Genomic DNA, 25604 nt, shown 5'->3' on the forward strand with positions numbered 1-25604 from the left:
GCCTCTTGCCCGGCGGACCGTGGCGGCGGGCCGGAGATGATCAATGGCCCAGGAGTACGCATCATGACTGAACCAAAGATCCTGCCCGTCCTGCCGCTGAGAGACATCGTCGTCTTCCCGCACATGGTCGTGCCGCTGTTCGTGGGCCGCGAGAAGTCCGTGAAGGCGCTGGACGAAATCATGAAGGGCGAAAAGCAGATCCTGCTGGCGACCCAGAAGAACAGCGTCGATGACGACCCGTCGCCCGACGCCATCTATCCCATCGGCGTGCTGGCCACTGTGTTGCAGCTGCTGAAACTGCCTGACGGCACGGTGAAGGTGCTGGTCGAGGGCAAGGGCCGGGCGCGCCTGACCCGCTTCACCGACCGCGAGGAGTATTTCGAGGCCGAGGCCGTCGAGATCGAGGACGAGCCGGGCGATGCCTCGCAGACCGAGGCCATGCTGCGCGCCGTCGTCGAGCAGTTCGAAAACTATGTGAAGCTGAACAAGAAGGTCCCGCCCGAGGCCCTCAGCTCCATCCCCCAGATCACCGACGCGTCCAAGCTGGCGGATTCGGTCGCCGCCCACCTGTCGGTCAAGATCGCCGACAAACAGGGCCTTCTGGAAACCTTCGACGTGCCCAAGCGGCTGGAGAAGGTCTACGGCCTGATGGAAGGCGAGATTTCGGTCCTTCAGGTCGAGAAGAAGATCCGCTCGCGCGTGAAGCGCCAGATGGAGAAGACCCAGCGCGAATATTATCTGAACGAGCAGATGAAGGCGATCCAGCGCGAGCTGGGGGAGACCGACGACGCGCGCGACGAGATCATGGATCTGGAGAAGCGCATCCGTAAGACGCGCCTGTCCAAGGAAGCCCGGACCAAGGCCGAGGCCGAGGTCAAGAAGCTGCGCAACATGAGCCCGATGTCGGCCGAATCGACCGTGGTCCGCAACTACCTCGACTGGCTGCTGTCCGTGCCGTGGGGCAAGGCCAAGCAGAAGCCGATCGACCTGATCAAGGCCGAGGAGATCCTAGAAGAGGACCACTTCGGCCTGGAGAAGGTCAAGGAACGGATCGTCGAATATCTGGCTGTCCAGGCCCGCACCGGCAGCCTGAAGGGGCCCATCCTGTGCCTCGTCGGCCCTCCCGGCGTCGGCAAGACCTCGCTGGCCAAGTCCATCGCCAAGGCGACCGGGCGTGAATATGTCCGCATGTCGCTGGGCGGCGTGCGCGACGAGAGCGAGATTCGCGGCCACCGCCGGACCTACATCGGCTCCATGCCCGGCAAGATCATCCAGTCGATGAAGAAGGCCAAGACCACCAACGCCTTCGTCCTGCTGGACGAGATCGACAAGCTGGGGTCCGACTGGCGCGGCGACCCGTCCTCGGCCCTGCTTGAGGTGCTGGATCCGGCCCAGAACTCGACCTTCGGCGACCACTATCTGGAGGTGGACTACGACCTGTCCCAGGTGATGTTCGTGACGACGGCGAACAGCCTGAACATGCCGCAGCCGCTGATGGACCGGATGGAGATCATCCGGGTGTCGGGCTACACCGAGGACGAGAAGGTCGAGATCGCCAAGCGTCACGTCCTGCCCAAACAGCTGACGGACCATGGTCTGAAGGCCGATGAGCTGATCATCCCGGAAGATACGATCCGCGACCTGATCCGCTACTACACCCGCGAAGCCGGCGTGCGGTCGCTGGAACGCGCCCTGGGCGGTCTGGCCCGCAAGGCAGTGCGCGAGATGGCCAAGACGGGCGCCAAGTCGATCACGGTGGATGACGCCAAGCTGGCCGAATATGCGGGCGTGAAGAAGTTCCGTTACGGCGAGACGGACGAGGAGGATCAGGTCGGCATCGTGACGGGCCTGGCCTGGACCGAGTTCGGCGGCGACATCCTGACCATCGAGGCGATCAAGATGCCGGGCCGCGGCCGCATGACCGTGACCGGCAACCTGAAGGAGGTGATGAAGGAGTCGATCTCCGCCGCCGCCTCCTATGTCCGCTCGCGCGCGCTCGCCTTCGGCGTCAAGCCGCCGGTGTTCGAGAAGACCGACATCCACGTCCACGTGCCGGACGGCGCAACGCCCAAGGACGGTCCGTCCGCCGGCGTCGCCATGACCGTGGCCATGGTCTCGGTCCTGACGGGCATCCCGATCCGCAAGGACATCGCCATGACCGGCGAGATCACCCTGCGCGGCCGGGTCACGGCCATCGGCGGGCTGAAAGAGAAGCTGCTCGCGGCCCTTCGTTCGGGCGTCAAGACGGTGCTGATCCCGCAAGAGAACGAAAAGGACCTTGCCGACGTGCCCGACAATGTGAAGTCGGCGCTGGAGATCGTGCCGATCTCGACGGCGGACGAGGCGCTAAAGTGGGCCTTGGTCGGTACGTTGACCCCGGTCGAATGGGACGAGGCGACGGATCCGCTGCCTGCGCCTGTTCCGCTCATCGACGGGCCGCCGGCCGCCGTCAGCCACTAACGTCGAGTTGAATAGAGAGCGCCGCCGGTGAGCATGCCGGCGGCGTTTTCGTTTTTGACGCAACCGTCGATCTGTCCTTTAGTGATTCGCCCGGGGGAACAGATGACCAAAGCGGAACTGATCGGCCGAATGGCCAGCGCGGCGAACATCAGCCGCGACCAGGCCAAGTCGGCGCTTGAGGCCTTTACCGATGGTGTGGCCGAAGCCCTGGCGGACGGCCGGGACGTCAAGCTGATCGGCTTCGGCAGTTTCGTCGCGGTCGAACGCAAGGCCGGCGTCGCCCGCAATCCCCAGACGGGGGCCGCCGTGGCGCGCCCCGCATCCCGCACCGCGCGCTTTCGTGCTGGGGAAGGTTTGAAAAGCGCCTTGAACGGTTGAAGTCCAACGGGCATAAGCCCGGCTCTGCATTGGGGGCGGCTAGCTCAGCTGGTCAGAGCATCTCGTTTACACCGAGAGGGTCGGCGGTTCGAACCCGTCGCCGCCTACCAAACAAAAAGGCCGCCGGATCGCTCCGGCGGCCTTTCGTGTTTCTGGCGTTCGCTTTTGATCAGAAGCGGAAGCTGGCGCGCAGCAGCAGCGAGTAGCGGACGTAGTCTTCCAGTAGTTCGGCGTCGCCGGTGACCGACAGCATGCCCAGTTCGTTGCCGAAGTTCAGGCGGAAGCCCAGGATCGGTCCGCCGCCCTCGACGGCGTCCGGCGACAGGATGAAGTCGGGGCCGCCGCTGGCGAAGCGCGCGATGGTCTCGCCTGCGTCCACCGAGATGTTCTGGCGATAGCCGATGCGCAGTTCGGGACGTACCCAACCGTTACGACCGAAGCCGTAGCCGATGTTCATGGCGGCCACCGCCGAGAAGATGTGGCTGTCGCGCGAATCGATGTCGAGGTCGAAGCCGTCGCCGCCGCCGGTCTCGCTGCGGGCGCCTTCCGACAGGCTGAAATACTCGCCGTAGATTTCTGGGCGAACGTTCAGGCGACCGAAGTTGCGCTCATAGGATGCGCCGCCGGCGACCGCCGCCGTCCAGCCGTGCCAGTCGGACTTGTTGTTCAGATAGACGCCGCTGGCGACCAGAGAGCGGTCGGCGGTGAAGGAGGCGTAACCACCGGCCGCACGGGCCCAGGTTGTCCAGTACTGACCCTGGGCGCGCCAGTAGAGGCCCAGTTCCAAGAGATTGGCCGAGAGCACCTCTTCGGCCTCGGCTTCGGGGTCCTTGATGTCCGACGAGGTGAAGGCGGCGGAGATGCCGAAGGCCCCCAGGCTGGAGCCCTTCTCCACACCGCCCGCGACGCCGAAGCCTTCCGAGCGGAAACCGTAGGAATCGGTCTTGTCCTTGTCGGCGTAGAAGTTGATCTCCTGCACCCAGGCGCTGGTCTCGCCCGGCGCTGCTGAGGCGTTGCGACCCGTAAGCGCCCGCGTCACCGCATCGACCCCGGCAGAAAGCGACATCAGAGGGCCGCCGGAGTGATCGGGAAGCATCTGCTCATAGGCGTCGATGAAGTCCTCACGTGAGGACTGCGACAAGAACAGGTTACGCAACGCTTCATTGTCGCCCAACGCGCCATAGACCGCGTCATAGGCTGAAGCCTCGACTGAGATGAGCCCGGCTTCCTCGGCGGTGCGGCGGCGGGCATCGACATAGACCTCGCCGGCGGCTTCGTCGGCCGCGGCGTTGACCACGTACAGATAAGGCGAGTTCGCCTCGACCAGCGTCTGGTCGATAGTGCCTGCGTTCAGCGTGCCGGCCTGGATGATGGTGAACCGTTCGGGGCCTTCCAACAGCGAGGTGAAGCGCACGCCCAGGCCGGCGCCTTCCGCCAGGTTCGCCGTCCCAGTGACATTGAAGCCGGGCGTCGTGTCGTTTGCCGGGTCGAGCGAGACCAGCAGGGTGCCGTCCGCGCCGATGTCCAGGTTCGAGATGGTCGTCGATGTCGATTGGCCGGCAATGAGGGTGCCGTCCGCCACATTGATGTCCAGCAGGCCGTCGGCGTCGGTGATCGCGCCGGAGACGGTCGCGCCGCCGGTGATGGACAGCCGGTCTGCACCAGTACCGAAGCTGATGTCGCCGACGACGGTGCCGTTGCGAACGTCCAGCGTGTCGGCGCCGGATCCGAACAGGATATTTCCCTCGATTGCGGGCTCCTGCGTGTCGGACACGCCGTCGCCGTCGGTATCGACCGTGGTGGTGTCGTCGTCTTCGACATCGACCACGCCATTTTGAACGAGCGTCACGCCGGTCGTGTTGGCCGAAACGTCGATGGCGGTGGCGGTGCTGTCCACGGGCGTGTCGTCATCTTCGTCCGCTGCAACGATGGCGCGGATACTGCCCGTGTTGGTCAGGCTGGCAAGCGTGCCCGACGCGTCCCTGATGGCCGTCGCGTCGACTCGATTACCGGCGGCCCCAGCGAGTATGGTTCCGGAGTTGGTGAAAGAGGACAGATTGGAGCCCGCATCGATCTGGACGGCGGTTGCGGTGCTGGCCACATTGCTGGTCAGCGTCGTCTGGATCGAACCGGAGTTGGCGATGGTCGGCGTGGAGGCGCCGGCGCCGAGGCGGATGGCGGTGGAGTTCGCGTTGAGGGCCGACGAAGCGATCGTGCCGGCGTTGGATATGCCGCCCCGGATCGTGGTGGTCTGACCGCCGTTCACACCCACAACCAAGGCTTGGCTGGCGACGCCCGTGTAGACGCCGCTGGCTGTAACCGAGCCACGATTAATCAGACCGAATGCGTCCGCGCCCGTGCCGACGACGCCGACATTCACGCTTTGCGTGGAAGATCCGACCTGCAGGGCGGGCGCGCCACCCAGCGAGGTGATGGTGGCCGTGGTTTCCGCGGTATCGAGGATGCCGTCGCCGTCGCGGTCGGTGTCGTCCCGATTTTTCTTGCCATCGCCGTCGTCGTCTTCGTCACCGTTCTTGACGTCATCGCCGTCGTCATCGCCTTCGATGCCGTTGGCATAGGTGGGGGCGACGTCGAGAAGCACACCCTTGGCGACATTACCGGCGACGCTCACGGCCGCGCCGCCTTGCAGAAGGTCGTCGGCGTCGAGCTCGTCGAGAAACACGATCGAGTCGGCATAGTCTCCGGTTTCAGGACGGGTGGGAGGCGGAGTGGTGTAGCGGTAGCCGGTCGATGCGATCTGGCCCTGAAGCTTCAAGACCCCGCCAACGTCGCCTTCCACCGCTACGCCCTGAGATCCGGCGCCGTTCGCCGTGACGGTTCCGAGAACCTCGACGTCGCCAGACACATCGCCAGCGACACGGATGCCGGTGCTGTTGTCGCCCAGCACGCCGATCGTGCCGAGACTCTGGATCGAGCCGACGACATCGGTTTCGACGCCGATGCCGTAGCTGTTGTTGCCCTCGACCCGGATGGAGCCGGACGTTTCGGTGTTAATGTCGCCGGTGAACGGCGCCGCACCGGAGACACGCACGCCGTAGCGGCCGGTTCCCACGGCGAACGGACCATCGAGATCGCCGTCTTCGTCCGCGTCCTTGGGTTCCGTCAGGGTGTCGGTGATGTTGATCGCGCCGCCGACGGTGACCGTGCCGGTGTTACCGCCATTCACCTGAATGCCGGTCGCGCCGTCAGCCGCATTGGCGATGGTGATCGAGCCGCCGCTGTCGATGTCGACGCTGTTGTTCGAGTTCAGCGTTACAGCCGCTCCCGTCCCAACGGCGACGCTGCCGCCGCTGGCGATGCGGATGTTATCGGCGGCTGTGCCGGTCGCATTGGAGGTCTGGATCGGCGTGGTCCGGGCGGTCGAGATGACGATCTCGGCCTGAGCTCCGGCGGCGGCCATCAAGGGGGCGATCGCTACGGCGGTCGCGAGCAGAATACGCATTCGGTAGAAACCCCTGGTGGTCACGCATCACGGTACGGTCGATCCCTTAGCAGGGTCCGCGCCAGCCTTCCAAGTTTATCGAATTTGAGGCGAATACAAGGCCGCAATAGCTCGTGCGCCTCGCTATAACCGGACCGGCGTTCTGCGGTTCGCGAGCGTTGCGGGGGATACGGAGCGTTTTGCAGCGCGCCGCTCTTGAGCTTTGCCGCGACGGGGTTTACGGCCGACGCAAGGTCTAAAGGCCGCGTCCCGGCGACGCATCCAACGAACCCCTTCGGCGTTCGACAGCCCAGACCAGGCGAGAACACTCCATGAGCATGACAGACCTCGACGTTCAGGAAAGCGAACTCCGACTGATTCCGGGGCTGGACGTGGAAGTCGCAGATACCTTGCGGGCCCTGAAGGCGGCGGCGATGGACGAGCGGCCGCGCCTGGTGGACACCACCATGCTGTATGCGCCGCGTTCGGGCGGGGTGAAACGCTACATCCTGTCCAAGAAGGCCTGGATCGAATCAAACCGGCCCGGCGTCAGCCATTCGCTGATCGTGCCCGGCGCCCGGCACAAGGCGCGCGCCGACGGCATCGTGCAACTGCGGGCGACCAAGCTGCCGTTCGGCGACGGCTATCGCTGGCCCAGCTCGGTCAAGCGTTGGAGCGCCTGGGTGGCGGCGATGAAGCCGTCGATCATCGAGGCGGGCGATCCCTATACGCCGGGGCAGGGCGCCCTGGAGGCCGGTCAGCGGGTCGGATGCCCGGTCGTCGGTTTCTGCCACTCCGATCCGGCGGGTCTGGCGGCGCTGCACTTCGGCGAATGGGCCAAGAAGCCGGTCGAGAAGCGCTGGGCCAAACTATTTTCCCAGTTCGATCGTGTGGTGTCGCCGAGCCGGTTCATCGCGCGGCGGCTTGAGGAGGCCGGCGTCGACAATATCGTCATCCGTCCCTTGGGCGTGGAGATCGACACCTTCCGGCCGGAACGCCGGGACCGTCAATGGCTGCTGAACAAGCTGGGCCTGGGCGAGGATGCGCGATTGCTTTGCTTCGCCGGACGGCCGGCCAAGGAGAAAAACGTCGACGTGCTGATCGAGGCGGTCCAGAAGCTGGGCGCGCCCTATTATCTGGTGCTGGTCGGCGCGGGAGCCGGCATGCCGGAGGAAGATCGCGTCATCTCCATGCCGTACGAAAGCGATCCCAAGGCGGTCGCCAAGATCATCGCCAGCTGCGACGCCTTCGTTCACGCCAACGACAAGGAGCCGTTCGGTCTGATCGTGCTGGAGGCCATGGCGTGCGGGCGGCCCGTGGTGGGGGTCAATGCAGGAGGCGTCGCCGAGACGGTGGACGAGAGCGTGGGCCAGTTGGCCGTCAGCGCCGACGCCGACGACTATGCCCAGGCGGTCGAGGCCCTGTTCGCCCGCGACATCGAAGCCATCGGTCGGGCGGCGCGCGAGAAGGCGGTCAGCCAGTTCGCCTGGAACCGCGTGTTCGAGGATCTGTGCGTGGTCTATGGCGAGCTGACGGGCGAGGCGGCCTTCGTTAACCCGGATACGGCGCTGCCGCTCCATTGATCGGTCGTGCAGACGCACGGCGATCAGCGATTGAATTAGGCGCGTTCCGAAACGGGGGCGCGCCACTTCTTTTTGCAATGTCTGGAAAAGAAGTGGCGCGAGTGACGGGGCTCGAACCCGCGACCTCCGGCGTGACAGGCCGGCACTCTAACCAACTGAGCTACACCCGCGTATCAGGTCGAAACTTTTGAGCTGTTTCGAAAGCTTTTTGGGAAGGCGGTGTGCGCCACTCCATCTATTGCTAGAGAGAGTGGCGCGAGTGACGGGGCTCGAACCCGCGACCTCCGGCGTGACAGGCCGGCACTCTAACCAACTGAGCTACACCCGCGTTTCCCGGCCGAAGCGGCTGTGCGCCCCGGCGAGGGGCGTCGTTTAGGCGGGCTGGCACATCGCGTCAAGCGACCTTTTCGGAGAAACGCGACCCTCAACGCGACGGGGCTGTGGACGGCGTGACGATGGCCGCCTGGGGCGGGCTGTGCGGGCCCGCCAGGCCGCCGCTGGTGGGCTCCTGAGCGGCCACGGCCGGGGCGGGCGGTTCATAGTGGACGCCGACCCCTGGCCCCAGCGGCAGGTCGAAGGCGACCCAGGCCGCCACCATGGCCAGACCGGCGACCAGGAAGGCGCCCGCATAGGGCAGCATGGTCGCCATCAGCGATCCCAGCCCGAATCGTGGATCCCAGCGCTGGGCGAAGGTCAGGATCAGCGGGAAGTAGCTCATCAGGGGCGTAGCGATGTTGGTGACCGAATCGCCCATGCGATAGGCGGCTGTCGTCATCTCGGGCGAAATGCCCAGCAGCATGAACATGGGCACGACGATGGGCGCCAGGGCCGACCATTTGGCCGAGGCCGAGCCGATGAACAGGTCGAAGAAGCAGGAAACGAAGACGACGCAGATCAGCAGCAGCGGGGCGGGCAGGGCCAGGGTCTTCAGTCCGGCCGCCGCATTCACCGCCAGGATCGGCCCGAGGCCCGACCAGTTGAACATCGCCACGAAATGGGCGGCGAAGAAGGCGAGCACGATATAGGGCGCCAGCTGGGCGATGCCGTCGCGCATCATCGTCACCATGTCGCGGTGCGACTTGATCGTGCCGGACCCCGCGCCATAGGCCCCGCCGGCGACGAAGAAGGTGATGGCGAAGAAGGCGACCAGGGACTTGTACAGCGGATTGAACTTCTGCTCCGGGTCGACCTCGGGATCGACGAACGGCGAGCCGGGCAGGAAGGTCAGCGTGGCCCACAGGGCGATCATGCCCAGAACCGCCAGGCCTGCGAACCGCAGGCCGCGCTTCTCGGCGGCGGTCAGGGGCTGTTTTTCCGAGGCATTGGGGGCGGCGACGCCCTCGGCCGGCTTCCAGACGCCCAGGCGCGGCTCGATCACGCGATCCGTCAGGAACCAGACGATGGGGGTGAAGACGAAGACGACCCCGACGATGAAGAACCAGTTGCCGGCGATATTCACCGAATAGGACGGGTCGATCAGTTGAGCGGCCGGTTCGGTGATGCCCAGGATCAGCGCATCGCTGGCGCCCGGGAACAGATTGCCGGCGTAACCGCCCGAGACGGCGGCGAAACCGGCTGCGAGGCCGGCCAGCGGATTGCGGCCCGCCGCGGCGAAGATTACGGCCGCCAGGGGAATGACGACCACATATGACGCGTCCGACGCGTGGTGGGACACCATGCCGGTGACGACGACGATCGGCGTGAGTATGGCGCGCGGCGCGTTGAGCAGGGCGCCACGAATGGCGGTGGCGAAGAGGCCTGTCCGCTCGGCGACCGATGCGCCGTAGATGATCGTGATGACGATCCCCAGCGGCGGAAAGTCGGCGAGGGTGCGCGGCATGCCGATGATCAGCTGGCCCAGGTTCTCAGGCGACAGCAGGCTCTTGGCGACCAACTGATCGCCGGTGACGGGATTGACGGCGGACCACCCCAGGCCCGCGCCGACCATGCTGAGGACGATCAGTCCAGCGATCAGCCAAAGGAACAGGAAGACGGGATCGGGCAGGCGATTCCCGATCCGCTCCACGGCGTTCAGGGCGCGGCTGGCTGCGCTCATTCGGATGACTTTCGGTTACACGATCAGGCCCGCAATAGGGCTTTGCGGACGCCAGCCGCGCAAGCGTCGGGCCTGCGACATATGGCGCAGAAACTTGCGATCCATTCTCAATGAAAAGCCAATGTCCGCAGGGGTTTGAACGGGGACGTTCTTGGGTCTAAGAAGCGCCGAATCCCGCCTCTCCCCGGCGGACGAGGTTCTTCGAATGAACGCATTCCTTCTCGAATATCTTCCGGTGGTGATCTTCGCGGGCGTCGCCGGCCTGATCAGCATCCTGTTCATCGCGCTGCCGCTTCTGCTGGCGCCGAAGAATCCGGATTCCGAAAAGCTTTCGGCCTATGAGTGCGGCTTCAACGCCTTCGACGACGCGCGCATGAAGTTCGACATCCGCTTCTATCTGGTGTCGATCCTGTTCATCATCTTCGACCTGGAAGTCGCCTTCCTGTTCCCGTGGGCGGTGTCGATGTTCGACCTGTCGCACGCCGGAATGGTCTTCGCCTTCTGGTCCATGATGGTCTTCCTGGGCGTGCTGACCATCGGCTTTATCTACGAGTGGAAGAAGGGAGCCCTAGAATGGGAGTAGTCGCCACTTCCACGCCGACGACCCTGGTCACGGCTTCCGGCGCGCCGCTGGTTCCGGCCGGCGCCGCCGCGCGCTCGACCGTCGAGGGCTATGACCCCAAGGTCCACGACAAGTTCTTCGAGGCCGTGAACATGGAGCTCGGTGAGCGGGGCTATCTGGTCGCCGCCGCCGACGACGTCATCAACTGGGCGCGCACGGGCTCGTTGATGTGGATGACTTTCGGCCTGGCCTGCTGCGCCGTCGAGATGATCCAGATGTCGATGCCGCGCTTCGACGTCGAACGCTTCGGCATGGCGCCACGCGCCAGCCCCCGTCAGTCGGATCTGATGATCGTCGCCGGCACCCTGACCAATAAGATGGCCCCGGCCATCCGCAAGGTCTACGACCAGATGCCCGACCCGCGCTACGTCGTGTCGATGGGCAGCTGTGCCAACGGCGGCGGCTACTACCACTATAGTTACAGCGTCGTTCGTGGTTGCGACCGCGTCGTGCCGGTGGACGTCTATGTGCCCGGCTGCCCGCCGACAGCGGAAGCGCTGCTTTACGGCCTGCTGCAACTGCAGAAGAAGATCCGTCGCACGGGGACGATCGACCGATGACGTCTCTGGCTGTTCAAGCGCAACAAGAAACCGCCCTGACGCCGCTGGGCGCCGAGATGGTCGGCGCGCTGGGTGTCGAGGCGCAGATCGCCTTTGGCGAGCTGACGCTGGTGGCGCCGCGCGAGCGAATCGTCGAGGTTCTGACGGCGCTGCGCGATCAGTTCGGCTTCCAGCAGCTGCTGGACCTCTGCGGCGTGGACTATCCGGATCGCAAGGAGCGTTTCGAGGTCGTCTATCATCTGCTGTCGATGACCCGGAACGCGCGCCTGCGCGTCAAGGTGTCGACCGACGAGACCCAGCCGGTGCCTTCGGTCATCTCGGCCTATCCGGCCGCCAACTGGTTCGAACGCGAAGCCTACGACATGTACGGCATGCTGTTCTCGGGCCACCCGGATATGCGTCGCCTGCTGACGGACTACGGCTTCGAGGGGCATCCCCTTCGCAAGGACTTCCCGATGACGGGCTATGTCGAGGTCCGCTACGACGAGGAACAGCGCCGCGTGGTCTACGAACCGGTCAAGCTGACGCAAGAGTTCCGTACGTTTGACTTCCTGTCGCCTTGGGAAGGCGCCGAATACCCCGCTCCGGTCCTGCCGGGCGACGAGAAGGCGGGAGGCCAGGCGTAATGGCTGACGGAAACCCCACCCTGCCGATGGGCGTCGATGTGTTCGAGGACGATCTCGACACGCGCACCGCCCATGCGCGCGACATGGAAGACCGCAAGTTCACCATCAACTTCGGTCCGCAACACCCAGCCGCGCACGGCGTGCTGCGCCTGGTGCTGGAGCTGGACGGCGAGATCGTCGAACGCGTCGATCCGCACATCGGCCTGCTGCACCGCGGCACCGAAAAGCTGATGGAGGCCCGCACCTATCTTCAGAACGTGCCGTATCTTGATCGTCTCGACTATGTGTCGCCGATGAATCAGGAGCACGCCTTCTGCCTGGCCATCGAAAAACTGCTGGGCATCGAGGTGCCTTACCGGGCGCAGCTGATCCGCGTCCTGTATTCGGAAATCGGCCGAATCCTGTCGCATATGCTGAACGTGACGACCCAGGCCATGGACGTCGGCGCCCTGACGCCGCCGCTCTGGGGCTTCGAGGAACGCGAGAAGCTGATGGTGTTCTACGAGCGGGCGTCCGGCTCGCGTCTGCACGCCAACTACTTCCGTCCCGGCGGCGTTCACCAGGACCTGCCGATGGACCTGATCGACGACATCGGTCGCTGGTGCCACGAGTTCCCGCCGGCGCTGAAGGACATCGAAAGCCTGGTCACCGAGAACCGCATCTTCAAGCAACGCAACGTCGATATCGGCGTGGTGTCCAAGGAACAGGCCTTGGCCTGGGCCTTCACCGGCGTCATGCTGCGCGGCTCGGACGTCGCCTGGGATCTGCGCAAGTCGCAGCCGTACGAATGCTACGCCGAGATGGAGTTCGACGTGGTGGTCGGCAAGAACGGCGACTGCTGGGATCGCTATCTGGTGCGCATCGAAGAGATGAAGCAGTCAGTGCGGATCATGGAGCAGTGCATCCACAAGCTGCGCAACTGTCCCGGCGAGCCGGTGCTGGTCGAAGACAACAAGATCACGCCGCCGCGCCGTGGCGAGATGAAGCGCTCGATGGAATCCCTGATCCACCACTTCAAACTTTATACCGAAGGCTTCAGGACGCCCGAGGGCGAGGTCTACGCCTCGGTCGAAGCACCCAAGGGCGAGTTCGGCGTCTATCTGGTCTCCGACGGCACCAACAAACCCTATCGCGTCAAGATATCCGCGCCGGGCTTCCGTCACCTGCAAGGCATGGACTGGATGAACCGCGGTCACCAGCTGGCCGACGTGTCCGCCATCCTAGGCTCGCTCGACATCGTTTTCGGAGAAGTGGACCGATGAGCGTTCGTCGTCTCGCCAAGGAACAGCCCGCCTCGTTCGCCTTTACAGCCGACACCACGGCCAAGGCCGAATGGTGGATCAAGAAATACCCGGAAAGCCGTCGTCAGTCGGCGGTGATCCCGGTCCTGTGGCTGGTGCAGAAGCAGGAGGGCTGGGTCTCCGAACCCGCCATCCGCGCCGTCGGCGAACTGCTGGGCATGCCCTTCATCCGGGTGCTGGAGGTCGCGACCTTCTACACCATGTTCATGCTGGAGCCGGTCGGCAAGACCGCCCTGATCCAGGTGTGCGGCACGACGCCGTGCATGCTGCGCGGCGCCAATGAGCTGATGCGCGTCTGCAAGGACAAGATCGGTCCCAAGGACCATCTGTCCGCCGACGGCCGCTTCACCTGGCAGGAAGTCGAATGCCTGGGCGCCTGTTCGAACGCGCCGATGGCCCAGATCAACGACTATTATTTCGAAGACCTGACGCCCGAGACCATCGGCCAGATCATCGACGATTTCGCCGCCGGCAAGACGCCGAAACCGGGATCATATGCGGGTCGCATTACGTCGGAACCGACGGGCGGCGCCAAGACGCTGCTGGACGCCGCGCTTTACGACGGGTCGGCCGCCAAGCCGATCAAGAAGCTGCCCAACAGCGACCCGGCGCCGGTCGAGAAGGCGCCGGCCTGATGGCGCCGCCAGATCTGAGCACCGACGAAGGCCGTGCGGCCTATCGCAAGGAACTGCGCAATGTCGGGCGTCCGCTGCGCGCGGGCGGACTGGCCATGGTCGTCGGCGCGGCCGTTCTGATCCTGATCTCGCGTCAGGGCGCGGTCGGACCGTGGGCGGTCAATCTCTCCTACTTCATGCTGGCGGCGGGCTGGGTGATGGTCATTGCGGCCATCTGGATGCGCACTCGTCACCACAAGCGCCGTCTGGCGGAAGGACTCTGAGGGCCATGATCGGCATTCTCGAAGACAAGGATCGCATCTTCACCAACCTGTACGGCTTCCAGGACTGGACGCTGGACGGGGCGAAGAATCGCGGCGCCTGGAACGCCACCAAGGACATGCTGGACCTTGGCCGTGACTGGATCATCAACAACGTCAAGGCCTCGGGTCTGCGCGGCCGTGGCGGCGCGGGCTTCTCGACAGGCCTGAAGTGGTCGTTCATGCCCAAGGAAGTGAAGGATCGTCCTCACTACCTGGTCATCAACGCCGACGAATCCGAGCCCGCGACCTGCAAGGACCGCGAGATCATGCGTCATGATCCGCACCTGCTGATCGAAGGCGCGCTGATCGCCAGCTTCGCGATGCAGGCCCATGCCTGCTACATCTACCTGCGCGGCGAATACGTGCTGGAGCGCGAACGCATGGAAGCCGCCGTCAAGCAGGCCTACGAAGGCAAGCTGATCGGCAAGGATAACGTCCACGGCTGGGACTTCGACGTCTATATCCACCACGGCGCCGGCGCCTACATCTGCGGCGAAGAGACGGCCCTGCTGGAATCGCTGGAAGGCAAGAAGGGCCAACCACGTCTGAAGCCGCCGTTCCCGGCCGGCGCGGGCCTGTACGGCTGCCCGACCACGGTGAACAACGTCGAGTCCATCGCCGTCGTCGGCACGATCCTGCGTCGCGGCGCGGACTGGTTCGCCAGTTTCGGTCGTCCGAACAACACCGGCACCAAGCTGATGTCCCTGTCGGGGCACGTGAACACGCCGTGTGTCGTCGAAGAGGCCATGTCGATCCCGCTGCGTCAGCTGATCGAGGATCACGGCGGCGGCGTTCGCGGCGGCTGGGGCAATCTGAAAGCCATCATCCCTGGCGGCGCGTCCTGCCCGGTCATCACGCGCGAACAGGCCGAGACGGTCATGATGGACTTCGATTCCATGCGCGAGGTTCGCTCATCGCTGGGAACGGCCGGCGTCACCGTCATGGACGAGTCGACCGACATCGTGAAGGCGATCGCGCGCATCAGCTACTTCTTCAAGCACGAGAGCTGCGGTCAGTGCACGCCGTGCCGCGAAGGCACCGGCTGGATGTGGCGCGTGCTGGAGCGGATGGCCGTGGGCGAGGCCGATCCGTCGGAGATCGACCTGCTGCTGGACGTCGCCAGCCAGGTCGAAGGCCACACCATCTGCGCCTTGGGCGACGCCGCCGCCTGGCCTGTGCAGGGCCTGATCCGTCACTTCCGTCACGAGATCGAAGACCGCATCGCCAACTACCGCAGCCGCCGCGCGAACTTCGCCGGCCATGCGATCGCCGCGGAGTAGGAATGCGCCTTTCGCCTGCCATCGTGATCGGAGCCTTCGCTCTCGCCGCTTGCGGCGAGCGTGACGCTGCGCCCACGCCTGCGGAAAAGGTGTCGGCCGAGGTCAAGGCTTCGGACGCCGTGCAGACGGCGCCCAAGGTTCTGACCGTCGGCGAACTGCGCCGCGTGTGCCAGGCCGGTCTGGCCCAGGTGCATGGCCAGGAGCCGTCGGCGGTCGCCGTCGACGGCGTCGAGAACGGCGTGGTCCACGCCTCATGGCGCGCGCCGGTCGATGGCGGGCGGATGCGCGCCGACTGCCGCGTCGAAAACGATCTGATCGTGTGGAAGCCGCTCGATCTGCCCGATGCAACGCTCGTTCGCTGGATGAACCAGTCGGGCGACCCGGTGATCCGTTACGTCATGGACGGCGACGCGATCACCATCACACAGACGCTCCCGGATGGGACCACGGAACAGGCCGAACTGGCCGTTCCCGCTGAAGAAGAGGCCCGCTGATGCCAGTCGCCAAGGTCAACGGCGTCGAAACCGAGTTCGAGCCCGGCATGACGGTGCTCCAGGTCGCCGAGCGCGCGGGGCAGGAGATTCCGCGCTTCTGCTACCACGAACGCCTGTCCATCGCCGGCAACTGCCGCATGTGCCTGGTCGAGGTGAAGCCCGGGCCGCCGAAGCCGCAGGCGTCGTGCGCCCTGCCGGCCGCCGAAGGTCAGGAGATTTTCACCGACACGCCGATGGTCAAGAAGGCCCGCGAAGGGGTGATGGAGTTCCTGCTCATCAACCACCCGCTGGATTGCCCGATCTGCGACCAGGGCGGCGAGTGCGACCTGCAGGACCAGGCCATGGGCTATGGCCGCGACGGCTCGCGCTATTCGGAGAACAAGCGCGCGGTCGAAGAAAAGGTCATGGGTCCGACCATCAAGACCTTCATGACGCGCTGCATCCAGTGCACGCGTTGCGTCCGCTTCATCACCGAAGTCGCCGGCGTGCCGGACATCGGCATGATCTCGCGCGGCGAGGACGCCGAGATCACGACCTATCTGGAGAAGTCGGTCGCCTCGGAACTGTCCGGCAACGTCAACGACCTGTGCCCGGTCGGCGCCCTGACGCACCGTCCGTGGCAGTACCACTATCGTCCGTGGGAACTGAAGAAGACCGAGACCATCGACGTCATGGACGCCCTTGGCTCGAACATCCGCGCCGACTTCCGTGGCTCCGAGGTGATGCGCGTCCTGCCGCGCGTCAACGAGGGCATCAACGAGGAGTGGCTGTCGGACAAGAGCCGTTACGTCGTCGACGGTCTGACCGCACGCCGTCTGGATCGCCCGTGGATTCGTGAGAACGGCAAGTTGCGCGCCGCCTCGTGGAACGAGGCGCTGGACGCCGTGGCCGCCAAGCTGAAGGCGGCCCCGGCCGACCGGATCGGTGTGATCGCCGGCGACCTGCAGGACGCCGAGTCGATGAAGGCGACGCTGGACCTGTTCCGCGCCCTGGGTTCGAACAACACCGACTGCCGCCAGGACGGCGCCGCCCTGGGCTATGGTCCGCGCGAGGGTTGGCTGTTCAACACCGGCCTGGAAGGCATTGAAAAGGCTGACGCCATCCTGATCGTGGGTGTGAACCCGCGCATCGAGGCGCCGCTGCTGAACGCCCGTCTGCGCAAGAGCTGGATCAAGGGCGACGTCGAGATCGGTCTGATCGGCGAACAGGCCGACCTGACGTTCGACTACGCCTATCTGGGCGCCGGTTCGCAGACCCTGGGCAAGCTGCCCAAGTCGGCGATGGACTTCCTGACCAAGGCCGAGCGTCCGGCGATCATCGTCGGCTCCGGCGCGCTGAACGGGGAGGGCGGCCCGGCCGTCCTGAACGCTCTGGGCGCCCTGGCGAAAAAGGTCGGCGTCGTGACCGACAGCTGGAACGGCTTCAACGTCCTGCATCACGCCGCCGCGCGCGTCGCCGGTCTGGACATGGGCTTCGTGCCTGGTGAAGGCGGCCTGACGGTCGCCGAGATGCTGAAGCCGGATGCGCTGGACGTGCTGTTCCTGCTCGGCGCCGACGAGGTCGATCCGACCGGTTCGAACGCCTTCCGCGTCTATCTGGGCAGCCACGGCGACCGTGGCGCGCACGGCGCCGACGTGATCCTGCCGGGCGCGGCCTACACCGAGAAGTCGGGCCTGTATGTGAATACCGAGGGCCGGGTGCAGATGGCCGAACGCGTCGTCTTCCCCAAGGGCGAGGCCAAGGAAGACTGGGCCATCATCCGCGCCCTGTCGGCTCGGGTCGATCAGACCCTGCCTTACGACACGCTGGAGCAGCTGCGCGCCAAGCTGATGGGCGATCATCCGACCTTCGGCCGGATCGACTATCTGCCCGCGCCGGCGTCGTTCGACGTGGCGGCCCTGGGCGCCAAGGGTGATCTGGGCGACAGGGTGTTCGCCTCGGCGATCACCGACCCCTATCTTTCCAATCCGATAGCGCGCGCCAGCGCGACGATGGCCGAGCTGTCCGCCCTGCGGATCGCCCCGGTCGCAATGGCGGCGGAGTAAGCCATGGACCCCGTTTCCTTCTGGGCCACGCCTCTGGGCTGGACGCTGATCACCGTCGGTCAGGTCCTGCTGATCACCGTCGGCGTGCTGATCGCCGTCGCCTTCCTGCTGCTGGCCGACCGCAAGGTCTGGGCCGGGGTGCAGATGCGCAAGGGTCCGAACGTCGTCGGTCCCTTCGGCCTGCTTCAGTCCTTCGCGGACATGATCAAGTTCGTGCTGAAGGAGGTCGTGATCCCGGCCGGTGCGGACAAGGCGGTCTTCATCATCGCCCCGATCATCACCGTGATCCTGGCCTTCATGGCTTGGGCGGTCATTCCGTTCGCGCCCGGCTGGGTGGTTTCGGACCTGAACGTCGGCATCCTGTACATCTTCGCGGTGTCGTCGCTGGGCGTGTACGGCATCATCATGGGCGGATGGGCTTCGAACTCGAAGTATCCGTTCCTGGGCTCGCTGCGTTCCGCCGCGCAGATGGTGTCCTATGAAGTCTCGCTGGGTCTGATCATCATCAATGTGATCCTGCTGGCCGGCACGATGAACCTGTCGGCCATCGTCGACAGCCAGAAGGGCATGTTCTGGAACTGGTACGGGTTCGGCGGCGGCGCGGATACCTGGCCGCTGGTCGTGATCCTGTTCCCGATGTCGATCATCTTCTTCATCTCGGCCCTGGCCGAGACCAACCGCCCGCCGTTCGACCTGCCCGAGGCCGAGTCCGAACTGGTCGCCGGTTATCAGGTCGAATACAGCTCGACCCCGTACCTGCTGTTCATGATGGGCGAATACGTCAACATCGTCTTTATGTCGGCGATGATCAGCCTGCTGTTCTTCGGCGGCTGGAACCCCGGCGTGCCGCAGGCCTGGATGGACGGACTGCCGGCCTGGATCGCCTATACGATCTATCTGCTGACCTTCATGATCAAGACGGTCTTCTGGTTCGTGTGCATCTCGATGGTGAAGGCCTTCGTGCCGCGCTATCGCTATGACCAACTGATGCGCCTGGGCTGGAAGATCTTCCTGCCGACCTCGCTGGTGGCGGTCGTGATCGTCTCGGCCTGGCGCGTCTTCGTGGTGGGGTCGTGATGAAGGGTCTCGTCATCGCCTTCGGCCTGCTGACGCTGACGGCCGCCTGCGCGCCCGACAATACGCGCATGCCGGAGTCGAGCTATCAGTGGCAACAACGCCAGGACCGCATCGAACAGGACTGGCGCGCCAGCCAGACAACTCCCCAGACCGCCCCCAAGACGACGCCCGCCCCCAAGGATAAGCCCTGATGTTCACCCGTATCGTCCAGGCGACCAAGGGCGCGATGATGCTGGACGTCATCGGTGCCATCGGCCTGTCGCTGAAATATATGGCGCGGCCCAAGATGACCGTGAACTATCCGTTCGAGCGGAACCCGCAGTCGCCACGCTTCCGCGGCGAGCACGCTTTGCGTCGCTATGCGAACGGCGAGGAACGCTGCATCGCCTGCAAGCTGTGCGAAGCCATCTGCCCGGCCCAGGCCATCACCATCGAGGCCGAACCGCGCGCCGACGGCAGCCGCCGCACGACGCGCTACGACATCGACATGGTCAAATGCATCTACTGCGGCCTGTGCCAGGAGGCCTGCCCGGTGGACGCCATCGTGGAGGGGCCCAACTCCGAATTCGCCGTCGAGACGCGCGAGGAGCTGCTCTACGACAAGCAACGTCTGCTCGATAATGGCGACCGCTGGGAACGGCAGATCGCCAAGAATCTGGAACTCGACGCGCCTTACCGCTAAGGCGCTCACGCTAACGGGCCGACGATTCCAAAAACGGAGTCGCGGCCGATACGAAAGGGGCTTCGTCCCGACATGCTGCAAGGCATAGCCTTCTATCTGCTGGCGGCGGTCGCCACGGTTTCCGGCCTTCTGGTCGTGACCGCGCGCAACCCCGTGCACAGCGTGCTGTGGTTGATCCTGGCCTTCTTCTCGTCGGCCGGTCTGTTCGTTCTGCTGGGCGCCGAGTTCCTGGCGATGCTGCTGGTCGTCGTCTATGTCGGCGCGGTCGCGGTGCTGTTCCTGTTCGTCGTCATGATGCTGGACGTGGACTTCCTGAAGCTGCGCGAAGGTTACGCGCGCTATCTGCCGCTGGGGGCGATCATCGCCGCCGTGCTGCTGGTGGAAATGATTATCGTCTCGGTCGCCGTGGTCCAGGGCGGGGCGGCGGCGGGCCTGCCGGCGCCGGGCGCGCCGGACGCCAGCGTCACCAATGTCGAGGCCATCGGTCGCGTGCTCTACACGGACTACGTCTACTTCTTCCAGGCGGCCGGGATCGTGCTGCTGATCGCGATGATCGGCGCCATCACCCTGACGCTGCGCCACAAGCCGAATATCAAACGCCAGAACCCCGGCGATCAGGTGAACCGCGACCGCCGCAAGTCGGTCGAGATCAAGCCTGCCGCCACGGGCGAGGGCGTCAGCGCCGAGGAGCTTCTCTGATGGACATCGGTCTGACCCACTATCTGACGGTCGCCGCGATCCTGTTCACCATCGGGGTGTTCGGCATCTTCGTGAACCGCAAGAACGTCATCATCATCCTGATGTCGATCGAGCTGATCCTGCTGGCGGTGAACATCAACTTCGTCGCCTTCTCGACCTATCTGAACGACATCAGCGGGCAGATCATGGCGATGTTCGTCCTGACCGTCGCCGCGGCCGAGGCCGCCGTCGGCCTGGCCATCCTGGTGACCTTCTTCCGTAACCGCGGCGACATCGCCGTCGACGACGCCTCCGTGATGAAGGGTTGAGCGTGACTTTCCATACCCTCGTCATTCTCGGGATCTTCGCCCCGCTGCTGGGCGCGGCCGTCGCCGGTTTCTTCGGACGCCGGATCGGCAACATCCCGTCGCAGGCCGTCACGACGGGCCTGCTGTTCTTCTCGTGCGCCGTCGCCTGGACGGTGTTCGGGCAATGGACCTGGGGCCATATGGAGCCCTTCACCATTCGCCTGGCGCCCTTCATCAATGTGGGCGACTTCCAGTCGGCCTGGTCGATCCGCATCGACGCCCTGTCGGCGACCATGCTGATCGTGGTCACCAGCGTCTCGTCGCTGGTCCACCTGTATTCCTGGGGCTATATGGCCGAGGACGACAGCCGGCCGCGCTTCTTCTCCTATCTGTCGCTGTTCACCTTCATGATGCTGGCGCTGGTGACGGCCGCCGACTTCATGCAGATTTTCTTCGGCTGGGAAGGCGTGGGCCTGGCGTCCTATCTGCTGATCGGTTTCTGGTTCAAGAAGCCGACGGCCAGCGCCGCCGCCATCAAGGCTTTCGTCGTCAACCGCGTCGGCGATTTCGGCTTCGTCCTGGGGATCATGACGATCTTCTGGATGTACGGCACGATTGAGTTCGCCGAACTGTTCCCGATGATCGCCACCAAGGCGAACACGACGTGGGAGTTCCTGGGCGTCCAATGGTCCGCCCTGGATCTGGCCGGCTTCCTGCTGTTCATCGGCGCCATGGGCAAGTCGGCCCAGTTCTTCCTGCACACCTGGCTGCCGGACGCGATGGAAGGCCCGACGCCCGTGTCGGCCCTGATCCACGCCGCCACCATGGTGACCGCCGGCGTCTACATGGTCTGCCTGCTGTCGCCGATCTATGAGTATGCGCCGGGCGCGTCGCAGATCATCGCCATCATCGGCGCGATCACGGCCCTGTTCGCCGCGACGGTCGGCCTGACCCAGAACGACATCAAGCGGGTCATCGCCTATTCGACCTGTTCGCAGCTGGGCTACATGTTCTTCGCAGCGGGCGTGGGCGCCTATCAGGCCGCCATGTTCCACCTGTTCACGCACGCCTTCTTCAAGGCGCTGCTGTTCCTGGGCGCCGGTTCTGTGATCCACGGCATGCATCACGAGCAGGACATGCGAAAGATGGGCGGACTGTGGAAGCTGCTGCCCGTCACCTATGCGGTGATGACCATCGGCACCATCGCCATCACCGGCCTGGGCATTCCCGGCGTCGGCGGCTTCGCCGGCTTCTACTCCAAGGACTCGATCATCGAGAGCGCCTACGCCTCGGCGGCCTCGGGCCATTCGGCCATCGGCCTGTTCGCCTTCTTCGTCGGCATCATCGCTGCCGGTCTGACGGCCTACTATTCGTGGCGTCTGGTCTTCATGACCTTCCACAACAAGCCTGTGTGGAGGGAAGAGGGCGCGCATCACGCCGACGATCACGCCACGGATGCTCAGCTGGAGACGCACTCCGAGCCGCTGCCCGACGATCACGGTCATGCCGTCGCGCATGCCGCCCATGACGATCATGCCCACGACGACCACGGTCATCACGGCCCGCTGAAGCCGCACGAGAGCCCGTGGGTGATGCTCGTTCCGCTGATCCTGCTGTCGGTCGGCGCCGTCGCCGCCGGTTTCGTCTTCGCGCCGCACTTCATAGGCCACCACGAGGGCGAGTTCTGGCGCGGGGCGATCTTCACCGGAGAAAACAACCACGTCCTGCACGAGAGCCACGACGTCCCGACCTGGGTGAAGTGGTCGCCGCTGATCCTGACCCTGATCGGTACGGCCTTCGCTTACTGGATCTATGTCGCTCGCGAAGGCATGGGCCGACGCATGGCTGAGCGGAACGGCGTCATCTACCGCTTCCTCTACAACAAGTGGTATTTCGACGAGCTGTACGACTTCGTCTTCGTGCGCGGCTTCAAGGCCATCGGCGATGTCTTCTGGAAGATCTTCGACGTGAAGATCATCGATGGTCTCGGTCCGAACGGCGCTGCCTGGGTGTCGCTGAAATCCGCCGCTCGACTGGCCAAGATCCAGTCCGGCTATGTCTATCATTATGCCTTCGTGATGCTGCTGGGGGTCGCCGGTCTGCTCACCTTCGCCATCCTCGCGTGGGGAGCCTGATCTCGTGCCCTACATCCTGAGCCTCGTTACATTCCTGCCCCTGATTGGGGCCCTGGCGCTCTTCGTCGCCCGGCTGACCTTCAAGTCGGCCGACGCCGCCGCTCCGGCCGCGCGCTGGATCGCCTTGGTCACGACGCTGGTCACCCTGGCCGTTTCGGTCGTGCTGGTCGCCGGCTTCGATCCGGCTGATACCGGCTATCAGTTCGTGGAGTTCGTCCCGTGGTTCGCGGGCGCCAGCTATCACCTGGGCGTGGACGGGATCTCGATCCTGTTCGTGCTGCTGACCGCCTTCCTGATGCCGATCTGCATCCTGGCCAGCTGGAAGTCGATCGAGACGCGCGTCGTCGAATATATGATCGCCTTCCTGGTGCTGGAGACGCTGGTCATCGGCGTGTTCACGTCGCTGGACCTGTTCCTGTTCTACATCTTCTTCGAAGGCACGCTGGTGCCGATGTTCCTGATCATCGGCATCTGGGGCGGGGCGAACCGGATTTACGCGGCCTACAAGTTCTTCCTCTACACCCTGCTGGGGTCCGTCCTGATGCTGCTGGCCATGCTGTGGATGGCCCATGAGGCCGGCACCACCAGCATCCCCGAGCTGAAGCAATACGCCTTCGACCCGGCGGTTCAGCCGCTGCTCTGGCTGGCCTTCTTCGCCTCGTTTGCTGTCAAGATGCCGATGTGGCCGGTCCATACTTGGCTGCCCGACGCCCACGTCCAGGCGCCGACGGCGGGGTCGGTCATCCTGGCCGGCATCCTGCTGAAGCTGGGCGGCTACGGCTTCATCCTGTTCAACGTGCCGATGTTCCCGGTCGCGTCCGAGATGTTCCGTCCGCTGGTCTTCACCCTGTCGGTGATCGCCATCGTCTACACCTCGCTGGTCGCCTGGCGTCAGACGGACATCAAGAAGCTGATCGCCTATTCGTCCGTCGCCCACATGGGCTTCGTCACCCTGGGCATCTTCTCGGGCAATGACGTCGGCATGCAGGGCGCCATCTTCCAGATGATCAGCCACGGTCTGATCTCGGGCGCGCTCTTCCTCTGCGTCGGCGTCGTCTACGACCGGATGCATACCCGCGAGATCGCCTTCTACGGCGGTCTGACGTCGCGCATGCCCTGGTATGCGGCCATCTTCCTGATGTTCACCATGGCCAACGTCGGCCTGCCGGGCACTTCTGGCTTCGTCGGCGAAGTGCTGACCATGACGGGCGCCTATCAGGCCTCGACCTGGGCGGCTCTGGTGGCGGCCTCGGGCGTGATCTTCTCGGCGGTCTATGCCCTGACGCTGTACCGCGCGGTCATGTTCGGAGAGATCACCAATCCGAAGCTTGAGACCATCACCGACATCGACAAGCGCGAACTGCTGCTGTTCGTGCCCTTGATCGTCGGAACCATCTGGCTGGGGGTCCATCCGGCCTCCGTCCTCGATTACACCGGGCCTGCCGTCGAGGCCCTGACCAGCGCCTATCGCGCCGCGATCGGCGGGTGAGACCATAATGCCTGATTTGTCCTCCGCCCTGCATCTCGCCGCCTCGGAAGTCACCCTCGCGGTCGGCGCCCTGGTCCTGCTGATGGTCGGCGCCTTCATCGGCGACAAGAGCGCCCGTCTGGTCTCGATCCTGTCGGTCCTGCTGCTGATCGCCGCGTCGGTCATCGCCATCGTCGGCCCGTGGGGCGTCGCCTTCAACGGCGCCTATGTCGCTGATCCGCTGGCCATCTACGCCAAGAGCCTGATCTATCTGTCGGCTGCCGTGGCGGTCGTCCTGGGCGACGGCTGGATGAAGCGCACGCGCATCGCCAAGTTCGAATATCCGGTCCTGATCGTGCTGGCCTCGGTCGGCATGGGAATGATGGCGTCCTCGGGCGACCTGATTTCCATGTATGTGGGCATCGAGCTGCATTCGCTGGCCCTCTATGTGCTGGCCGCCTTCCACCGCAACGACGTCAAGGCGTCGGAAGCGGGCCTGAAGTATTTCGTCCTGGGCGCCCTGTCGTCGGGCCTGCTGCTCTACGGCTCCAGCCTGATCTACGGCTTCGCCGGTTCGATGCGGTTCGAGGACATCGCCGCCTTCGCCCAGGACAACCCCGGTCCTGGCCTGGTCTTCGGCCTGGTCTTCCTGATCTGCGGTCTGGCGTTCAAGGTTTCGGCCGCGCCGTTCCACATGTGGACGCCTGACGTCTATGAGGGCGCGCCGACGCCGGTTGTGGCCCTGTTCGCCACGGCCCCCAAGGTCGCCGCCATGGTCCTGATCGCTCGCGCGCTGGAGCATGGCTTCGGCGACGCCCACGCCCAATGGTCGCAGGTCCTGATCGCCATCTCCCTGATCAGCTTCGTCGTCGGCGCCTTCGGCGGTCTGGCTCAGAAGGACATCCAGCGCCTGCTCGCCTATTCTTCGATCGCCAACATCGGCTATGCGCTTCTCGGCATCGCGGCGGGCACGGCCGAGGGCTTGCAGGCCATGCTGATGTTCATGACCCTGTATGTCATCGATCAACTGGGCTTCTTCGCCATCCTGCTCAGCCTGTCCAAGTCGGGTCGTCCGATCCGTCGCATCGCCGATCTCGCCGGTCTGAAGAAGGATCGTCCTTTGACGGCTGTCGCCCTGACCGTCCTGTCGCTGTCGGTTCTGGGCATGCCGCCGTTCTCGGGCTTCTGGGGCAAGTACTATGTGTTCGGCGCCGCCGCGGATGCGGGTCTGTGGCCTGTCGCAGCTGCGGGTCTGGTCGCCTCGGTCGTCGCCGCCTTCTACTATCTGCGCATCCTCAAGCTGATGTGGTTCGATCCGCCGCTAGACGACATTGCGACGGACGCCGCGCCGGTCGAGGCCAAGTGGATCGGCTGGGCCTGCGCCGCCTTCGCCTTCCCGCTGGTGATTGTCGGCCTGACCTGGCTGGAGCCGCTGACCAAGGTTGCGAGCGCCGGCTTCGGGAACGGGTAGG

Annotated in this window: 22 protein-coding genes and 3 tRNA genes; 21 read left to right on the forward strand and 4 right to left on the reverse strand. The window is 64.9% G+C overall.

Going from position 1 to position 25604, the window contains the following annotated elements:
- Positions 1-63: 63 nt before the first annotated feature.
- The 3 genes from lon (at position 64) to EGY25_RS15290 (ending at position 2948) form a co-directional block, all read left to right on the forward strand.
- Positions 64-2460: an endopeptidase La gene (gene lon, locus EGY25_RS15280; RefSeq protein WP_135195872.1), complete on the forward strand. Its 2397-nt coding sequence runs from the start codon at positions 64-66 to the stop codon at positions 2458-2460.
- A gap of 33 nt (positions 2461-2493) precedes the next feature.
- Positions 2494-2838 carry an HU family DNA-binding protein gene (locus EGY25_RS15285; protein WP_280643963.1) on the forward strand — a complete coding sequence of 115 codons (345 nt, stop codon included), beginning with the start codon at positions 2494-2496 and terminating at the stop codon, positions 2836-2838.
- Positions 2839-2871: 33 nt separating this feature from the next.
- Positions 2872-2948 (forward strand) — tRNA-Val (locus EGY25_RS15290).
- A gap of 59 nt (positions 2949-3007) precedes the next feature.
- Here EGY25_RS15290 and EGY25_RS15295 read toward each other — a convergent pair.
- Positions 3008-6301: an autotransporter outer membrane beta-barrel domain-containing protein gene (locus tag EGY25_RS15295; RefSeq protein WP_135195873.1), complete on the reverse strand. Its 3294-nt coding sequence runs from the start codon at positions 6299-6301 to the stop codon at positions 3008-3010.
- A gap of 311 nt (positions 6302-6612) precedes the next feature.
- Between EGY25_RS15295 and EGY25_RS15300 the strand changes: the two genes are divergently transcribed.
- Positions 6613-7863: a glycosyltransferase gene (locus EGY25_RS15300; RefSeq protein ID WP_135195874.1), complete on the forward strand. Its 1251-nt coding sequence runs from the start codon at positions 6613-6615 to the stop codon at positions 7861-7863.
- Between the two features lie 93 nt (positions 7864-7956).
- On the opposite strand, the gene EGY25_RS15305 is transcribed toward EGY25_RS15300, so the two are convergent.
- The 3 genes from EGY25_RS15305 to EGY25_RS15315 all read right to left on the reverse strand — a co-directional run bounded on the left by EGY25_RS15305 (position 7957) and on the right by EGY25_RS15315 (position 9919).
- Positions 7957-8033: transfer RNA gene (locus tag EGY25_RS15305), tRNA-Asp, on the reverse strand.
- Positions 8034-8114: 81 nt separating this feature from the next.
- Positions 8115-8191: transfer RNA gene (locus tag EGY25_RS15310), tRNA-Asp, on the reverse strand.
- A 96-nt stretch (positions 8192-8287) separates the two neighbouring features.
- Complete coding sequence (locus EGY25_RS15315) at positions 8288-9919, reverse strand: AbgT family transporter (protein WP_135195875.1); 1632 nt, start codon at positions 9917-9919, stop codon at positions 8288-8290.
- Between the two features lie 205 nt (positions 9920-10124).
- Here EGY25_RS15315 and EGY25_RS15320 point away from each other — a divergent pair, with 205 nt between their 5' ends.
- The 17 genes from EGY25_RS15320 (at position 10125) to nuoN (ending at position 25603) form a co-directional block, all read left to right on the forward strand.
- Positions 10125-10502: an NADH-quinone oxidoreductase subunit A gene (locus EGY25_RS15320; protein ID WP_135195876.1), complete on the forward strand. Its 378-nt coding sequence runs from the start codon at positions 10125-10127 to the stop codon at positions 10500-10502.
- Positions 10472-11101 carry a NuoB/complex I 20 kDa subunit family protein gene (locus EGY25_RS15325; RefSeq protein WP_135195877.1) on the forward strand — a complete coding sequence of 210 codons (630 nt, stop codon included), beginning with the start codon at positions 10472-10474 and terminating at the stop codon, positions 11099-11101. The genes EGY25_RS15320 and EGY25_RS15325 overlap by 31 nt, the downstream gene beginning before the upstream one ends.
- Positions 11098-11727 carry an NADH-quinone oxidoreductase subunit C gene (locus EGY25_RS15330; protein WP_135195878.1) on the forward strand — a complete coding sequence of 210 codons (630 nt, stop codon included), beginning with the start codon at positions 11098-11100 and terminating at the stop codon, positions 11725-11727. The genes EGY25_RS15325 and EGY25_RS15330 overlap by 4 nt, the downstream gene beginning before the upstream one ends.
- 83 nt (positions 11728-11810) lie before the next feature.
- The gene (locus EGY25_RS15335; RefSeq protein WP_135196079.1) at positions 11811-12989 is read left to right on the forward strand and encodes an NADH-quinone oxidoreductase subunit D; all 1179 of its coding nucleotides are present in this window, start codon (positions 11811-11813) and stop codon (positions 12987-12989) included.
- Positions 12986-13663 (forward strand): NADH-quinone oxidoreductase subunit NuoE, encoded by a 678-nt coding sequence (gene nuoE, locus EGY25_RS15340; RefSeq protein WP_135195879.1) that lies wholly within the window; start codon positions 12986-12988, stop codon positions 13661-13663. The genes EGY25_RS15335 and nuoE overlap by 4 nt, the downstream gene beginning before the upstream one ends.
- The gene (locus tag EGY25_RS15345; protein WP_135195880.1) at positions 13663-13926 is read left to right on the forward strand and encodes a hypothetical protein; all 264 of its coding nucleotides are present in this window, start codon (positions 13663-13665) and stop codon (positions 13924-13926) included. The genes nuoE and EGY25_RS15345 overlap by 1 nt, the downstream gene beginning before the upstream one ends.
- A gap of 5 nt (positions 13927-13931) precedes the next feature.
- The gene (nuoF, locus tag EGY25_RS15350; RefSeq protein WP_135195881.1) at positions 13932-15245 is read left to right on the forward strand and encodes an NADH-quinone oxidoreductase subunit NuoF; all 1314 of its coding nucleotides are present in this window, start codon (positions 13932-13934) and stop codon (positions 15243-15245) included.
- Between the two features lie 2 nt (positions 15246-15247).
- Positions 15248-15739, forward strand: a complete 492-nt coding sequence (locus tag EGY25_RS15355; protein WP_135195882.1) for a hypothetical protein — start codon at positions 15248-15250, stop codon at positions 15737-15739.
- Positions 15739-17784: an NADH-quinone oxidoreductase subunit NuoG gene (gene nuoG / locus EGY25_RS15360; RefSeq protein WP_135195883.1), complete on the forward strand. Its 2046-nt coding sequence runs from the start codon at positions 15739-15741 to the stop codon at positions 17782-17784. Before EGY25_RS15355 ends, nuoG begins: the two co-directional genes overlap by 1 nt.
- A 3-nt stretch (positions 17785-17787) precedes the next feature.
- A complete protein-coding gene (gene nuoH, locus EGY25_RS15365; RefSeq protein WP_135195884.1) occupies positions 17788-18861 on the forward strand; it encodes an NADH-quinone oxidoreductase subunit NuoH in 1074 nt (357 codons plus the stop codon).
- Positions 18861-19052, forward strand: coding sequence for a hypothetical protein (locus EGY25_RS15370; protein ID WP_135195885.1), 192 nt, complete (start codon positions 18861-18863; stop codon positions 19050-19052). The genes nuoH and EGY25_RS15370 overlap by 1 nt, the downstream gene beginning before the upstream one ends.
- Positions 19052-19543: an NADH-quinone oxidoreductase subunit NuoI gene (gene nuoI, locus EGY25_RS15375; RefSeq protein WP_017503987.1), complete on the forward strand. Its 492-nt coding sequence runs from the start codon at positions 19052-19054 to the stop codon at positions 19541-19543. The genes EGY25_RS15370 and nuoI overlap by 1 nt, the downstream gene beginning before the upstream one ends.
- Positions 19544-19615: 72 nt before the next feature.
- Complete coding sequence (locus tag EGY25_RS15380) at positions 19616-20242, forward strand: NADH-quinone oxidoreductase subunit J (RefSeq protein WP_135195886.1); 627 nt, start codon at positions 19616-19618, stop codon at positions 20240-20242.
- Positions 20242-20550: an NADH-quinone oxidoreductase subunit NuoK gene (nuoK, locus tag EGY25_RS15385; protein WP_135195887.1), complete on the forward strand. Its 309-nt coding sequence runs from the start codon at positions 20242-20244 to the stop codon at positions 20548-20550. Before EGY25_RS15380 ends, nuoK begins: the two co-directional genes overlap by 1 nt.
- Before the next feature lie 2 nt (positions 20551-20552).
- On the forward strand, positions 20553-22664 hold the full coding sequence (gene nuoL, locus EGY25_RS15390) for an NADH-quinone oxidoreductase subunit L (protein WP_135195888.1): 2112 nt from the start codon (positions 20553-20555) through the stop codon (positions 22662-22664).
- Positions 22665-22668: 4 nt separating this feature from the next.
- The gene (locus EGY25_RS15395) at positions 22669-24153 is read left to right on the forward strand and encodes an NADH-quinone oxidoreductase subunit M (protein ID WP_135195889.1); all 1485 of its coding nucleotides are present in this window, start codon (positions 22669-22671) and stop codon (positions 24151-24153) included.
- Positions 24154-24160: 7 nt separating this feature from the next.
- Positions 24161-25603 carry an NADH-quinone oxidoreductase subunit NuoN gene (nuoN, locus tag EGY25_RS15400; protein WP_135195890.1) on the forward strand — a complete coding sequence of 481 codons (1443 nt, stop codon included), beginning with the start codon at positions 24161-24163 and terminating at the stop codon, positions 25601-25603.
- Position 25604 lies beyond the last annotated feature (1 nt).

Source organism: Brevundimonas intermedia, assembly GCF_004614235.1.
GTDB classification, from domain to species: domain Bacteria; phylum Pseudomonadota; class Alphaproteobacteria; order Caulobacterales; family Caulobacteraceae; genus Brevundimonas; species Brevundimonas intermedia_A.

Bases quoted from the DNA above. Each gene is read 5' to 3' on its own strand.
- EGY25_RS15285 (WP_280643963.1), top strand. From the start codon at position 2,494: ATGCCGGCGGCGTTTTCGTTTTTGACGCAACCGTCGATCTGTCCTTTA.
- EGY25_RS15295 (WP_135195873.1), bottom strand. From the start codon at position 6,301: ATGCGTATTCTGCTCGCGACCGCCGTAGCGATCGCCCCCTTGATGGCC.
- EGY25_RS15300 (WP_135195874.1), top strand. From the start codon at position 6,613: ATGAGCATGACAGACCTCGACGTTCAGGAAAGCGAACTCCGACTGATT.
- nuoN (WP_135195890.1), top strand. From the start codon at position 24,161: ATGCCTGATTTGTCCTCCGCCCTGCATCTCGCCGCCTCGGAAGTCACC.
- EGY25_RS15380 (WP_135195886.1), top strand. From the start codon at position 19,616: ATGCTGCAAGGCATAGCCTTCTATCTGCTGGCGGCGGTCGCCACGGTT.
- nuoH (WP_135195884.1), top strand. From the start codon at position 17,788: ATGGACCCCGTTTCCTTCTGGGCCACGCCTCTGGGCTGGACGCTGATC.
- EGY25_RS15330 (WP_135195878.1), top strand. From the start codon at position 11,098: ATGACGTCTCTGGCTGTTCAAGCGCAACAAGAAACCGCCCTGACGCCG.
- nuoK (WP_135195887.1), top strand. From the start codon at position 20,242: ATGGACATCGGTCTGACCCACTATCTGACGGTCGCCGCGATCCTGTTC.
- EGY25_RS15370 (WP_135195885.1), top strand. From the start codon at position 18,861: ATGAAGGGTCTCGTCATCGCCTTCGGCCTGCTGACGCTGACGGCCGCC.
- lon (WP_135195872.1), top strand. From the start codon at position 64: ATGACTGAACCAAAGATCCTGCCCGTCCTGCCGCTGAGAGACATCGTC.
- EGY25_RS15315 (WP_135195875.1), bottom strand. From the start codon at position 9,919: ATGAGCGCAGCCAGCCGCGCCCTGAACGCCGTGGAGCGGATCGGGAAT.
- nuoI (WP_017503987.1), top strand. From the start codon at position 19,052: ATGTTCACCCGTATCGTCCAGGCGACCAAGGGCGCGATGATGCTGGAC.
- EGY25_RS15320 (WP_135195876.1), top strand. From the start codon at position 10,125: ATGAACGCATTCCTTCTCGAATATCTTCCGGTGGTGATCTTCGCGGGC.
- nuoE (WP_135195879.1), top strand. From the start codon at position 12,986: ATGAGCGTTCGTCGTCTCGCCAAGGAACAGCCCGCCTCGTTCGCCTTT.
- nuoF (WP_135195881.1), top strand. From the start codon at position 13,932: ATGATCGGCATTCTCGAAGACAAGGATCGCATCTTCACCAACCTGTAC.
- EGY25_RS15345 (WP_135195880.1), top strand. From the start codon at position 13,663: ATGGCGCCGCCAGATCTGAGCACCGACGAAGGCCGTGCGGCCTATCGC.
- EGY25_RS15335 (WP_135196079.1), top strand. From the start codon at position 11,811: ATGGAAGACCGCAAGTTCACCATCAACTTCGGTCCGCAACACCCAGCC.
- nuoG (WP_135195883.1), top strand. From the start codon at position 15,739: ATGCCAGTCGCCAAGGTCAACGGCGTCGAAACCGAGTTCGAGCCCGGC.
- EGY25_RS15355 (WP_135195882.1), top strand. From the start codon at position 15,248: ATGCGCCTTTCGCCTGCCATCGTGATCGGAGCCTTCGCTCTCGCCGCT.